Here is a 12235-nt window from a genome sequence, read left to right as displayed (position 1 = left end):
AGTGGACCCGCCCGGGGAACGGCCGAAATCGTTCCCCGGGCACAACTCCATTAGTCGCACAAGGGCGGGAAATCAACCTTTTCGAGTAGCCGCAACAGGACACTCGGATATCGGGGATTCATGGCCGAAAGGTCTCGGCAAGGTCCCATCCTCCCTGGTACTGTCTGCAACTGGTTGCTGTTGTAGTTTCCATGGATGCCCGAGGCGCCTCGCGGAACTTCACGTGGGCGCTTGTCGATTCGGGTATGACCCTTCTTCGGTCCGGCGCCCGGCGACCCGGGACCAGCAGGGTGCGGTCCCGCCGTAGTCCCCAAGGGAGAGCACATGGCTCAGGGCACCGTGAAGTGGTTCAACTCTGAGAAGGGTTTCGGGTTCATCGCCGTCGAGGGTGGTCAGCCCGACGTGTTCGTTCACTACTCTGCGATCGCGGGCACCGGCTTCCGGAACCTGGAAGAGGACCAGAAGGTCGAGTTCGACATCATCCAGGGCCCGAAGGGCCCGCAGGCGGCGGACGTTCGCACGGTCTGACCGTCACACGTGCGTTTCCCCAGCCCTCCGCTCGCCGAGTGGAGGGCTGGTTCGCCTTCAAGACCCCGATGTGCTCCGAGAGCCACCGATGGGTGTTGGATGGGGACACGGTTACCCAAGCATGGCGATACCGGTTAACCTGCTTGAAGCCGGTCAGCACCCGAAGGCGAGGACCATACATGTTCGGCATCAGCGGTGGAGAGTTCGTCGTCCTCCTCCTTCTCGCGTTGCTGATCTTCGGGCCGGACCAGCTCCCGAAGGCCGCGCAACAGGTCGGCCGTGTCCTGCGCCAGCTCCGCACCATGGCCAACTCCGCCTCCAACGACATCAAGGAGGGGCTCGGCCCGGAGTACAAGGACTTCGACGTCCAGGACCTCAACCCGAAGAGATTCATTCAGAAGCACTTCTGGGAAGAAGAGGAGGAGACCGACAAGAAGCCGGTCTCCCGCCTGAACGGCAAGCGCCCGCCCTTCGACGACGAGGCCACCTGAGCCGTCCTTCCCCCTGCTCCACCGGCCCGGCGCTCAGCCCACCAGCATGAGGAAGAACGCCCCCAGCACGAGCAGGACGATCGATCCCACGATGATCGCGGGCGATCCCACCGCCAGGATGAGCACCTCCGCCGTCACCGCGCCGCCCAGCGCCGCGAGCAGCCACGGCCATCGGGGTCGCGGCGCCCAGTCGTGCCGGCGTTCTCGGGCCACCGTCAGCCCCAGACCCACCCCGATGAACAGCCAGAACGCGAGGTGGGCGATGACGCGTACCTGCGGGTCCACGTAGTCGGCCATACCCCCGACCACCATCACGTACAGGACCGTGGACGTCCCCAGGCGCCAGAACCCCCGGCCGCGTTCGGCTCGCATGGTCTTGTTGCGCGCTCTGGTGGTGCGCCGGAATCCCTCTCCGACGACCGCCGTGGACTCCTCCGGGATGGGCTCCACCCGGCTCTCGGGTGGGCGTCCGCTCGGCGCTCCCTCCGGGATGGGTGGGCGCGCGTACCCACCCGTGGGCTCCGGTTCCTTCGGGTATTCGTATCCGCCTGACTGCTGAGGGGAGTCGGACACTGCTACTGGTCGCCCCTTCACCTTCGTTTCGGCCCCGACCCGGACGGCCCGGACGACGTACCGGGCTCTTACCCGGTCGGGTGTTCGGTCAAATCCCCCTCGCGATCACGGAGCGGAGTGTCTTGGGCGGACATGGGTAAGGGCCCGTCGACGATGTCGAACGGGCCCTCCAAGCGTGACGGACGCCGCGTCGGCGCCGTCAAGCCGGCCTGGTTACCACCAGGTCCAGCCGTTGTTCTTACGAGAGCTCTGCGCGTGCACGGTCATGGCATCTACCTTTCTTGGTGTTTCCAGCCCATCCCGGAACCAAGATGTCCTATCGCGACAGAGTCCACAAGGTCCGAGGCCGAATATTCATCATTCCATGGCCGACGATCGACCAAAGGTTGTGGCACCGGTTCCGAAATGGCCATAGAAGACGGAATCGGCGCAGCTCAGACCGGTTTCCATACTCTTCATGGCGCGACAGCGTCTCCGATGACCTGCAGGGACAAGTCCCTCGAGAAGGGAAATCAGAAGGGACCGACATAACGGAGAGCGACGGTCTCGCTATTGCCACGAGGAGTATCGAAATCGACTCGCGGAACCCGACCCTCCTCGGGGTCGGGGCGTGTGACGACGTCACGGGCGGGCATCCGCATCCGCACATCAGCCCAGAAACCCCCACATAGCGGTACTTCCGCGACCCTTCACCAGAAGAGAGACATCACTTTCGGTGATCTTCTGAAAACCCGGTTCCATCCGGACTCGCGTCCCTGAGGCCCCGGGCATCCCCGTTTCGGACACGGCCAAAACCGAGTATGCGCCTGAACCCTTCTAGACACCGCTCCTCTCCGTGAAGAGGTTCGGACGAGCACGAGGACCCGGTGGTCGATCCAGAGGCCGAACCCATAGGCGTCCCGGTGCCTCGGTGGATAGGCTGGGGACCGCATCGGCACCACCCCGCCGCAGGGGATAGACGCTTCGCCGGTGACACTCGGGGCTCAGGTCCGGATGACCTCCCGCCGCAGGGAACAGCGAACACGGCGTCCGACCCCATCACGAGCACGAGAAAGGGCCCGATCCACGGATCGGGCCCTGCTCTTTCTCGGTCTTGAAAGACGAAGAAGCCGAGGGGAAGACGTACTTCCCCTCGGCTTCTTCTCTTCGGTGGAGCTGAGGGGATTTGAACCCCTGACCCCCTCGATGCGAACGAGGTGCGCTACCGGTCTGCGCCACAGCCCCGAAGACGTGACCAACTTTAGCAGGAAAGTTCGAGTGGTCCGAACGCCCGATCGGGCGTTCGGACCGGGGTCAGTCTCCGGCGGCCCGCAGGCGTGCGTCCGCGTACTGGTCGTAGACCTGACTGCGGCGCTCCTGGAGGGCGATCACCTTGGCCAGGCGCTGGGCCTCCCGGGCCTCGTGTTCCTGGCGGTCACGGTCCCGACGTGCGCGCAGGTAGGCCCGGCGACGTGCCTTGAGGCGGGCCCGACGCCGCTCGGCGTCGACCTTGGCCGCCTCCCGCAACAGTGCGAAGTGTCCGACGAGCAACAGGATCGGCGGCGCGATCACCCACCAGGGACCGAGACCGAAGGCGACGGCCACGATGGTGGCGACGTTGAGCAGGGTGAGCGCGCTGGTGCGCCGACGACGGCGGGCGATGACCCGGGCCCGGGATTCGGGTGCGGGCATCGGGCCCCGTTCGACGGGACGCGGCTCCTCGGCCTCCTCGGCCGCGTGTTCCCGGTGCGCCCGCGGCCGGGTGATGACCTGGGTCTCGGTGAGATCCGGGTCCTCCTCGTCCGCCTCTTCCTCCTCGAACGACTCGTCGACCTCGTCGGCGTCCGGCTCGGCGTCGTCGCGTCGGGTCTCCTCGTGGGTCGGCTCGACCGCGTCCTTGCGCAACAGCATCGGCACCAGGACGATGAGCCAGACCACCACGATGGCGAGGTACAGGGGAGAGCTGCTCATCACCCCTCCTCACGATGACGGCCACTGAACGTTGATCGACACTTCGTCGACACCGCGCCGCGTGTACATGAACACTGTCCCGGGAGTACCGACGCCCCCCGGCTCGGTACCGTTCCTACTCCGGGTCGGAGCCGGAACGAATCCCGTGTGCCATATCCACGTGTTGCCCGCATCGTCAATGCGTCTATGTTCCGCACGGTACGACCCCGTGTCCATAAATGCGCCGCATTCCGACCGGAGTGTCGCAAGATTGTGGACCCTCAGTTTCGGTCGCTCCACCCCTCCGGAAGAAATCGCAGGTCAGATGGTGACTGCGGAGCGCAGTGCCAATTCAACGCAAAGTAATGAATCAATGTGCTTAAAGTGAGGTTTAGGCTTCGGACGCACCCGTGATGCTGTCACGTTCAGTTCGGCCACGGGTTCGGACTCGCCGGATCACGTGGATCCTCGCCGCCGTTCGGGCCATCCGGCCCCAATGCCGAACCGGGGCCGGAACCACCCTCCGAGGTCGGACCGGAAGACCCCCCGTCGTACCAACGACGCAAAACCCCCCGGGGCACCTCCTCCGCGGTGAGTCCATAACAAATATGGTCCCGCCAGGCCCCGTCGATGTGCAGCTGTCTGCGTCGCACGCCCTCGTCCCGGAAACCGAGTTTGGTGACCACGCGTCTGCTGGCCCGGTTCTCGGGTCGGACATTGGCCTCGATCCGGTGCAGTCCGACGCTGAAGAAGGAGTGGTCGACGGCCAACGCGACCGCGGTCGGGGTGATGCCCCTCCCCGCGTAGGCGCTGTCGATCCAGTAACCGACCTGTGCCGATCTGGCCGAACCCCACACGATGGCGCCCACTGTGAGCTGTCCTACGAAACGGTCGTCGTAGGTGACCGCCCAGGGCATGGACAGCCCCTGGCGCGCCTCACCGCGGATGGCCTGGATCATCGCGACGTAGGGGGAGACCCCGGTGGTGCGCAACGGCATCTCCGGGTAGGTGGGCTCCCACGGCCGCAGCCACTCGGCGTTGCGCGCACGGGTATCACGCAGGGCGGGGGCGTCGCGCAGGCGCAGTGGGCGAAGCGCGATCGCCCCCTCCTTGAGGGTGACCGGCCACCTCTGTCTGCGTTTCACGTCGTCCCTCCGTGGCCCTGTGCACCACCCGGCGCGGATACGCCACCGGCCCTCGGGGCGTGGCCACGCCCGGTACCGGTGAGCCCTTCCAGTATTCCACCCCTGGGGACACGCGGTAGCGGGTGTAACCTCCGCCACACAGGAATCGGATGATTCCAAACTCCATTCACTCCTGCACCAAAAACCGTACTAGGGTCAAGGAATTCTCTGCTTCCGGAATGCCCGGGATGTGATTGTGGTCATTACCGGGTCTCATTCCGACCGGGGGTGGTCACCGCCCCGCATCTGGTCGATCGCGTGCCCCAGAACGGGTGCCAGCACGTCCATTCCGTCGCCCACGCCGCCTCGGGAGCCGGGCAGGTTCACCACGAGCATGCTGTGTCCCTCCCGCTCCACGACCCCCGCCAGGCCTCGGGAGAGGATCGCGGTGGGCACTCCCTTGTCGCGCCCCGCGGCGCGCAGCGCCTCGGGGATGCCCGGGACCTCGAAGGCCAACAGCGGACGGGTGGCCTCGGGGGTGCGGTCCTGGGGGGTGAGACCGGTGCCACCCGTGGTCAGCACGGCGTCGGCGCCCTCGTGGTGCGCGCGCAACAGCGCCTGGGTCACCGGTGGACCATCCGGCACCACCCAGGGCCCCACCACCGTGAATCCCAGGCCGCGCAGGCGCTCCACGATCACCGGCCCGGAGCGATCCGGGTAGACCCCGGCGGCCGCCCGGTTCGAGGCGGTGACCACGGCGACCCGACGCGCGGAGCGTTCGTTCGGCTCAGTCGCCACGCTTCCAGTGCCCCTTCTTCCCGCCGAGCTTCTCCTCGACCCTGACCGCGGTGACCTCGGCCTCCGGGTCGATGGCCTTGACCATGTCGACCAAGCCGAGCGCCGCGGTCATCACGCAGGTGAGCGCCTCCATCTCGACGCCCGTGCGGTCCGCGGTACGGACCGTGGCGGAGATGTCCACGCCGTCGTCGAGGACCGTCAGGTCCACGTCGACACCGTGCACCGCGATGGGGTGGCACAGCGGCACCAGGTCGGGGGTGCGCTTGGCGCCCTGGATGCCGGCGATGCGCGCGACCGCGAGGGCGTCGCCCTTGGGGACCTCTCCGCCGCGCAGGGCGGCGACGGTCGCGGCGTTGAGCAGGACCCGGCCGGTGGCGGTCGCGCTGCGGGCGCTGACGTCCTTGCGGGAGACGTCCACCATGCGCGCGGCGCCGGATTCGTCGAGGTGGGTCAGGCCGGAGGGGTGCGCCTCCGGCTTCGGGGTGTCGGTCATCGGGGTCACCCGTCGTCTTCGCGTGTGGACCACGCGGCCCATCGGTGCGCCGGCCGCGTGGGGCGCGCGTCGGCGCGTCCCACGCATGACCGTACTCCTCCACGGTGACAACGGCGCGGAGACCGCCTCGGGTCAGTGCCCGGGCAGCGCCAGGACCTCCGCGATCGCACCCGCCGGCAGCTCCGTGACCTCCTCCGGGACGACGAGGAGGCCGTTGGCGTCGGCCAGCGCGGACAGCTGGTGCGAACCCTGTCGGACGGCGGGCGAGACGGTGTGCGCCGCTTCGGTGCCGGGGTCCGCCGGCGACAGCACGGCGCGCAGGTAGGAACGTCGACCCTTCGGCGAGGTGACCGCGGTGGACAGTCGGGCGCGCACGGTCGGTAGGGGCGTCGGGTCGAGACCGCGCAGCTTCCGCAGCACCGGCCGTACGAACATCTGGAAGGAGACGAAGGCGCTCACCGGGTTGCCCGGCAGCGTGATGATGGGGGTCTCGTCCGGGCCGATCGTGCCGTATCCCTGGGGCTTGCCGGGCTGCATCGCCACCGAGGTGAACTCGACGGTCCCCTGCCTGCCGAGCACCTCCTTGACCACGTCGTAGGCGCCCATGCTGACGCCACCGGTGGTGACGACGATGTCGGCGCGCAGCAGCAGCCCCTCCAGGGCGTCACGAACGCTGACCGGGTCGTCGCCGACGAAGCCGTGGCGGTGCGCCTCGCCCCCGGCCTCCTTCGCCGCGGCCGCGATCATGTAGCTGTTCGACTCGTAGATCTGGCCGGGGCCGAGCGGGCGCCCGGGTTCGACCAGTTCCTCACCGGTGGAGAGGACCACGACCCTGGGCCGGGGGACGGCCGGGACGGTCCGGCGGCCGACCGCGGCGAGCACACCCATCTCCCCCGCCCCGATGAGGGTCCCGGCGTTCAGCACACGCGCGCCCGCCTCGACGTCCTCTCCGCTCCTGCGCACGAACCCCCCGGGCGTGGCCGGACGCTCGACGAGGACCTCCACGCTCCCACCGTCGGTCCACTCGACCGGGACGACCGCGTCGGCGCCCGTGGGCATGGGTGCGCCGGTCATGATGCGCGCGCACAGGCCGGGGCGGATCGCGCTCGGGGACGGGTCGCCCGCCGGGATGTCGGCCACCACCGGCAGTCTGACCGGGGAGCCGGGCGAGGCGTGTTCCAGGTCGCCGGAGTGGACGGCGTAACCGTCCATCGAGGAGTTGTCGAAGCCCGGCAGGGACACCTCGGAGACCACCGGTTCGGCGAGTACCGTCCCGTGGGCCCGGAGCAGGTCGAGCTCCGTCGCCTCGGGCACGGCGACCAGCGCCAGCAGATCGGAGACGTGCTGTTCGACGCTCTTCATGGGGTCCCTCCGGTTCGTGGTGCGCGCTGGGAACGGTCCACTCGTGTGGTCCGCCCCCACCCCATTGTGACCACTGACACCGGTGGGACGCGCCGGGCGGGTCAGCTCCGGTCGGCGCGGTCGTGGCGGTCGACGAACTCGCGCAGCCAGGGCAGGAGCTCCTCGGCCAGGTCCGGGCGCCGGCAGGCGAAGTCGACCACGGTGCGGATGTAGTCGGCCTTGTTGCCGGTGTCGTAGCGCTGTCCCCGCAGCAGGACCCCGCGTACGCCACCGCCCTCCTCGGGCTTGGTGCGGGTGAGTTCGAGCAGGGCGTCCGTCAGCTGGATCTCACCGCCGCGCCCCGGCGGGGTGCGGTGCAGGACCTCGAAGACCGCGGGGTCGCAGACGTAGCGACCGATGATCGCCCAACGGCTCGGCGCCTCTTCCCGCGCGGGCTTCTCCACCAGGTCGGTGACCGTGACGACGTCCTCCTCCTCGGTGGGTTCCACCGCGGCGCAACCGTAGAGGGAGACCTGTTCGGGCTCGACCTCCATGAGCGCCACGACACTGCCTCCGTGTTCGCGACGCACCTCGATCATGCGTCGCAGCAGGTCGGCGGTCTCGATCAGGTCGTCGCCCAGCAGCACGGCGAAGGGGTTGTCGCCCACGTGCGCCTCCGCGCACAGCACAGCGTGCCCGAGCCCGCGGGGCTCACCCTGGCGGACGTAGTGGACCTGGGCGAGGTCGCTGGACTCACGGACCGAACGGAGCCGCTCCGCGTCGCCCTTGGCCTCAAGGGCGACCTCCAGCTCGTAGGCGCGGTCGAAGTGGTCCTCGATGGAACGCTTACTGCGTCCGGTGATCATGAGGACGTCGTGGAGACCCGACTCCACCGCCTCCTCCACGACGTACTGGATCGCGGGCTTGTCCACGATCGGCAGCATCTCCTTGGGAGTGGCCTTGGTCGCGGGCAGGAAGCGGGTGCCCAGACCCGCCGCGGGGACGACCGCCTTGGTCACGGAGGAGGTCGAGGGACGCGTCTGGTCGATGTCGGCGCTCATGGTCAGGCACTTTAGGGCAGAGCGAGCCGTTCTCGTGCTCGGTCCACGGACGTGGCGACGAGAAGTCCCCGTCCTTTCGGGAGGAGGCGGAGAAAACGCCACCCGGAGTTCACCCGGGTCGACGTACGAGCGTCCCTGGGACATCCGGGACGGCGGTGCCACACTGGGGCGCATGGGTGATCCGAACGGCCGCGAACGGGCCGACAAGCGCGCGCTGCGCGAGCGTCTCCTCGCCGAGCGTCGGAAGCGGGGACCGCGGGAGCGCGACCGGGTGGGATCGAGGGTCCGCGACGCCCTGATGGACCTGCCCTGGCTGGCGATGGGCGGAACCGTGGCCTGTTACTACTCGGTCGGCGGTGAGCCCGACACCCGCAGGCTCGTGCACGCGCTGTGGAAGCGCGGCACGTACGTCCTGCTACCGATCTTCCTTCCCGACCACACCCTGGACTGGGCGTCCTTCGACGGCCCCGACTCCCTCTCCCCGTCCGGGCGCGGGCTGGTGGAACCCACCGGGCACCGTTACGGGCCCGAGGTGTTGGGCCGCGCCGACGCGGTGATCTGTCCGGCCCTGGCGGTGGACCACCACGGTGTACGCATGGGACGAGGGGCGGGCTGCTACGACCGCGCCCTGGCGCACAAGGGCCCGCACACCCCGGCGATCGCGGTGGTCCACGACGAGGAGTTCGTCGTGGAGCTGCCCTCGGAGCCCCATGATCGGCCCGTGGACGCGGTGGTCACTCCGGGTGGCGGGCTGCACGCCTTCGACCCCGCCGCCACGGTCTGGCCCGACTGGGGCCGTGGCCGGAGAGGGTCCGGGTCGGGGTCGGCCGAGGACTGACCGGGGATTAAGCGGTCACATCGCGACGTTGTCGCTTTCGGTGCCCCTCCCCATCGGTGATCCCTCCGGATGAGGGGCGGTCGCGGCCGTGGTCGGCGAACGCGTACTATTTAGCAGTCAACGGGTGAGAGTGCCAGCAAGGAGGACCCGGAACAGTGCCTACGTATCAGTATGCGTGCACCGAGTGCGACGCCCAGATGGAGGTCGTGCAGAGCTTCAGCGACGACTCGCTGACGGTCTGCCCCGAGTGCGAGGGGCGCCTGCGCAAGGTGTACTCGGCCGTGGGGATCGTCTTCAAGGGCTCCGGTTTCTACCGCACCGACAGCAGCTCCAGCACCTCCAACAGCTCGGCCATGACCGGTTCGGGCTCCGCCGAGGGCAAGGACTCCAAGCCCTCCGGCTCCGGAGACTCGGCCAAGTCCGGCGACTCCACCGCCAAGAGCGCCTCCTCCGGCGGCGACTCCTCCGGCGGCAAGAGCACCGGCAACACCACCACCGCGAGCACGAGCAAGAGCTGAGCCGCCCCACCCTCCGTTGACCTGTCCGCGCCGCCGGGATCCTCCGGCGGCGCTTTCGCGTGTCGGTGACCGGAGCCGCCCGAGCGTTCCGTGGTCTTCCACGGCCCGGGGAGGATCAGGGGAATCCGGCCTGTGGATAACCGGTCCGGCCCTCTTCCGCCGTTCTAGCGTTGAAGGCATGACCACCACCCCCTACCGTCACCGACGTGGGCTCCTGCGCCTCCTGGACCGGTACCGACGCGCCGTGGCGGCCCTCCTGGCCGCCTGCGCGGCGATCGGCGCCGTCTTGGTCCTGCGACCCCCTCCCGAACCCTCCACGGAAGTACTGGTCGCCGCACGCGACCTGGACGCCACCGGGCCGGTGACCGAGGCCGACCTCGCCGGTCGGACCCTGCCGGACCGACTGCTTCCCGAAGGCGCCCTCTCCCCCGAGGATCCACCCACCGGCCTCGTTCCGAACGCACCCGTGCGCGCGGGCGAGGTTCTGACCGACGCCCGCCTGGGCGACCCACCCGCCGCCCCCTACGGCCCCGACATGGTGGCGGTGCCGGTCCGAGTCTCCGATCCCGGGGCGGTGGCCCTTCTCTCCCCCGGCAGCAGGGTCGACGTACTGGCCGCCCGGGCCATGGACGAACTCGGTGGCCCACCCGCCCGCGCGGGTCCCGCCATCGAGGTGGTCGGCGACCGTCCGGTGCTCGACGTACCGGCGGAGGAGGGCACCACCGGTGAGGGCGGTGCGCTGATCCTCATCGCCGCCACCACGGAGGAGGCCCGCGTGCTGGCCGGGCACGCGACCGTTTCGCGACTGTCCGTCATCATCCGTGGTTGACCCATCTCCGGAGCTGGTGAAAGCTATTCGAGGCGCCGCGCCGCGGCGCCTTCCCGAACAACTCCGAACACGTAGGGCAGTACCCCATGGAAGGCTTCAAGAAGTTCCTGCTCCAGGGAAACCTGGTGCAGCTCGCCGTCGCGGTAGTCATCGGCTCCGTCTTCGCCAGTCTCATCACGGCGTTCACCGAAGGGTTCATCACCCCGCTGCTCGGCATCTTCGGGGGTGTTCCCACCTTCGGCGACCTCTACTTCGAGATCAACGGCAGCAGGTTCCTCTACGGCTCCTTCATCGACGCCCTCATCTCCTTCCTGATGACCGCGGCGATCCTGTACTTCCTCGTGGTGTTGCCGCTCGGCAAGCTCATGGAGAAGTTCATCAAGGCGGAGGAGGCGACCACCCGCGAGTGCCCGCACTGCTTCTCCGACATCGACAAGAGGGCCGGTAGGTGCGCCCACTGCACCGGTGAGGTCACCCCGGAGATCGCCGCGACCCCGGAGAGCACGGCCTGACCCACACGGGTCCCCGCACACGCGTAAGGGCGGCCCCGCGGGGCCGCCCTACGGGTTCACGGGCCGATCAGCCCTCGTACTCCCAGTGCCAGGGCTCGAACGGACTGGACTTGGCCCAGGCCGGGTGGACCCAGCCGTGGTCGCCTCCGTTGGTCTCCATCCAGTTCCATTTCTCGGAACGGAAGTTCTGGATGCCACAGCCCAGGTCGATCGCCTGCCCCAGACCGTGGTTACTCGTGCCCGGGACCGCCGCGAAACCGGGTGCCACCTCGCCGTACACACGGTGCTGGTTGGGCAGGTCACGGTAGGAGCTGGTGATGCAGATGTTCTCGCCGTACTGCTCGACGTGCTTCATGTTGAGTTCGAGGAAGGACTTGGCGGCGTCCGCTCTCAGGAAATGTCCGTCGTACATCTCACACAGGGAATCCTTCGGCAGCAGCCCGTTGGGGTAGCCGTCCGCCTTGGAACCCGCCGAGGCGTCGCACTCCGAGGCGGCCATGAAGGTGTCGGGGTCCAGACCACGCGACTCCAGTTCGTCGGTGAGCGCGTTGGTGCTCTCCTCGGACTGGGCGCGCAGATCATCCACCTGGGCGGCGAGTTCCGCCTGCTCAAGCTGGGTGAAGGTCTGTAGTTCCTGCGCCTCGCTCGCCAGCCCGACCTGCTCCTCACGCAGGTCCGTGGCGTCCTGGATCAGCGCCTGGTTGTCCTCGGACAGCTTGGCGGCGTAGGACTGGGTCTGGAGGTCCTCGTCGAGGTCACCGGTGGCGAGGATGCCGAGTACGCCCGCGTCGGGCTGCTGGTACATGGTGCTGGCCAGCTGGGCGAGCGGTTCGCGCATCTCACCGAGGTCGACCTCGATCTGCTGCAGGTCGTGGAGCGTCCCGACCAGATCCTCCTGAGCGGCCTCCACGGCCTCTTGACGCTCGACGTACTCGTCGGTGGCGTCCTCCAGCTCCTGAGTCGCCTCTTCCGCGTTGTTCCTCAGGTCCTCAAGGTCGGCCTCTGCGGAAGCGGGTGCCAGTGCGGCTTGCGGCATGGGAACGACGAGCAGCGCGGTGACCAGAACGAGCGTCAGCGCCTGCGTCATCCGGACCCGCTGCGACAGGCTCAGGGCGGACAGCGCCCCGCCACCCGACACGCGGAACCTGCGCCGCGCCGAATCAGAATTGAACGGCACGAATGATCCTCCGGCTGCTTTTC

14 protein-coding genes and 1 tRNA gene are annotated in these 12235 nt (G+C 68.5%); 6 read left to right on the top strand and 9 right to left on the bottom strand.

Annotation, left to right across the window (positions count from 1 at the left end; genetic code table 11):
* The first annotated feature begins 324 nt into the window (after nt 1-324).
* Nucleotides 325-528: a cold-shock protein gene (locus ABZ717_RS07525; RefSeq protein ID WP_017603347.1), complete on the top strand. Its 204-nt coding sequence runs from the start codon at nt 325-327 to the stop codon at nt 526-528.
* Between the two features lie 179 nt (nt 529-707).
* Nucleotides 708-1019 (top strand): sec-independent translocase, encoded by a 312-nt coding sequence (locus ABZ717_RS07520; protein WP_067600557.1) that lies wholly within the window; start codon nt 708-710, stop codon nt 1017-1019.
* Nucleotides 1020-1052: 33 nt separating this feature from the next.
* Here ABZ717_RS07520 and ABZ717_RS07515 read toward each other — a convergent pair whose 3' ends face one another.
* The 8 genes from ABZ717_RS07515 to galU all read right to left on the bottom strand — a co-directional run bounded on the left by ABZ717_RS07515 (nt 1053) and on the right by galU (nt 8338).
* Nucleotides 1053-1592, bottom strand: coding sequence for a hypothetical protein (locus ABZ717_RS07515; protein WP_358506958.1), 540 nt, complete (start codon nt 1590-1592; stop codon nt 1053-1055).
* 1150 nt (nt 1593-2742) lie between these two features.
* Nucleotides 2743-2816, bottom strand: a tRNA-Ala gene (locus ABZ717_RS07510).
* 69 nt (nt 2817-2885) lie between these two features.
* Nucleotides 2886-3542 carry a hypothetical protein gene (locus tag ABZ717_RS07505; RefSeq protein ID WP_358506956.1) on the bottom strand — a complete coding sequence of 219 codons (657 nt, stop codon included), beginning with the start codon at nt 3540-3542 and terminating at the stop codon, nt 2886-2888.
* Between the two features lie 404 nt (nt 3543-3946).
* A complete protein-coding gene (locus tag ABZ717_RS07500; RefSeq protein ID WP_358506954.1) occupies nt 3947-4666 on the bottom strand; it encodes a GNAT family protein in 720 nt (239 codons plus the stop codon).
* Nucleotides 4667-4918: 252 nt separating this feature from the next.
* Nucleotides 4919-5443, bottom strand: coding sequence for a MogA/MoaB family molybdenum cofactor biosynthesis protein (locus ABZ717_RS07495; RefSeq protein ID WP_358506952.1), 525 nt, complete (start codon nt 5441-5443; stop codon nt 4919-4921).
* Nucleotides 5433-5936, bottom strand: coding sequence for a cyclic pyranopterin monophosphate synthase MoaC (gene moaC, locus ABZ717_RS07490; RefSeq protein WP_358506950.1), 504 nt, complete (start codon nt 5934-5936; stop codon nt 5433-5435). The genes ABZ717_RS07495 and moaC overlap by 11 nt, the downstream gene beginning before the upstream one ends.
* A gap of 132 nt (nt 5937-6068) precedes the next feature.
* Nucleotides 6069-7298, bottom strand: coding sequence for a gephyrin-like molybdotransferase Glp (gene glp / locus ABZ717_RS07485; RefSeq protein WP_358506948.1), 1230 nt, complete (start codon nt 7296-7298; stop codon nt 6069-6071).
* A 101-nt stretch (nt 7299-7399) separates the two neighbouring features.
* Complete coding sequence (gene galU / locus ABZ717_RS07480; RefSeq protein ID WP_358506946.1) at nt 7400-8338, bottom strand: UTP--glucose-1-phosphate uridylyltransferase GalU; 939 nt, start codon at nt 8336-8338, stop codon at nt 7400-7402.
* A 172-nt stretch (nt 8339-8510) separates the two neighbouring features.
* Here galU and ABZ717_RS07475 point away from each other — a divergent pair, with 172 nt between their 5' ends.
* The 4 genes from ABZ717_RS07475 to ABZ717_RS07460 all read left to right on the top strand — a co-directional run bounded on the left by ABZ717_RS07475 (nt 8511) and on the right by ABZ717_RS07460 (nt 11035).
* Nucleotides 8511-9176, top strand: a complete 666-nt coding sequence (locus tag ABZ717_RS07475) for a 5-formyltetrahydrofolate cyclo-ligase (protein WP_358506944.1) — start codon at nt 8511-8513, stop codon at nt 9174-9176.
* A 155-nt stretch (nt 9177-9331) separates the two neighbouring features.
* Entirely contained in the window at nt 9332-9694 is a 363-nt protein-coding gene (locus tag ABZ717_RS07470) for an FmdB family zinc ribbon protein (RefSeq protein WP_358506942.1), read from the top strand.
* A gap of 178 nt (nt 9695-9872) precedes the next feature.
* On the top strand, nt 9873-10523 hold the full coding sequence (locus ABZ717_RS07465; RefSeq protein ID WP_358506940.1) for an SAF domain-containing protein: 651 nt from the start codon (nt 9873-9875) through the stop codon (nt 10521-10523).
* An 86-nt stretch (nt 10524-10609) separates the two neighbouring features.
* Nucleotides 10610-11035, top strand: a complete 426-nt coding sequence (locus ABZ717_RS07460) for an MscL family protein (RefSeq protein WP_358506938.1) — start codon at nt 10610-10612, stop codon at nt 11033-11035.
* A gap of 67 nt (nt 11036-11102) precedes the next feature.
* Here the strand turns inward: ABZ717_RS07460 and ABZ717_RS07455 are convergent, their stop codons facing one another.
* The gene (locus ABZ717_RS07455; RefSeq protein WP_358506936.1) at nt 11103-12212 is read right to left on the bottom strand and encodes a D-alanyl-D-alanine carboxypeptidase family protein; all 1110 of its coding nucleotides are present in this window, start codon (nt 12210-12212) and stop codon (nt 11103-11105) included.
* Nucleotides 12213-12235 lie beyond the last annotated feature (23 nt).

Origin of the sequence: Nocardiopsis sp. NPDC006832 (assembly GCF_040635885.1) — a bacterium.
Lineage (GTDB): Bacteria > Actinomycetota > Actinomycetes > Streptosporangiales > Streptosporangiaceae > Nocardiopsis.
This window is presented reverse-complemented; position numbering and strand designations above follow the sequence as displayed.

Bases quoted from the DNA above. Each gene is read 5' to 3' on its own strand.
- ABZ717_RS07465 (WP_358506940.1), top strand. From the start codon at position 9,873: ATGACCACCACCCCCTACCGTCACCGACGTGGGCTCCTGCGCCTCCTG.
- ABZ717_RS07525 (WP_017603347.1), top strand. From the start codon at position 325: ATGGCTCAGGGCACCGTGAAGTGGTTCAACTCTGAGAAGGGTTTCGGG.
- ABZ717_RS07520 (WP_067600557.1), top strand. From the start codon at position 708: ATGTTCGGCATCAGCGGTGGAGAGTTCGTCGTCCTCCTCCTTCTCGCG.
- ABZ717_RS07475 (WP_358506944.1), top strand. From the start codon at position 8,511: ATGGGTGATCCGAACGGCCGCGAACGGGCCGACAAGCGCGCGCTGCGC.
- galU (WP_358506946.1), bottom strand. From the start codon at position 8,338: ATGAGCGCCGACATCGACCAGACGCGTCCCTCGACCTCCTCCGTGACC.
- ABZ717_RS07505 (WP_358506956.1), bottom strand. From the start codon at position 3,542: ATGAGCAGCTCTCCCCTGTACCTCGCCATCGTGGTGGTCTGGCTCATC.
- glp (WP_358506948.1), bottom strand. From the start codon at position 7,298: ATGAAGAGCGTCGAACAGCACGTCTCCGATCTGCTGGCGCTGGTCGCC.
- moaC (WP_358506950.1), bottom strand. From the start codon at position 5,936: ATGACCGACACCCCGAAGCCGGAGGCGCACCCCTCCGGCCTGACCCAC.
- ABZ717_RS07460 (WP_358506938.1), top strand. From the start codon at position 10,610: ATGGAAGGCTTCAAGAAGTTCCTGCTCCAGGGAAACCTGGTGCAGCTC.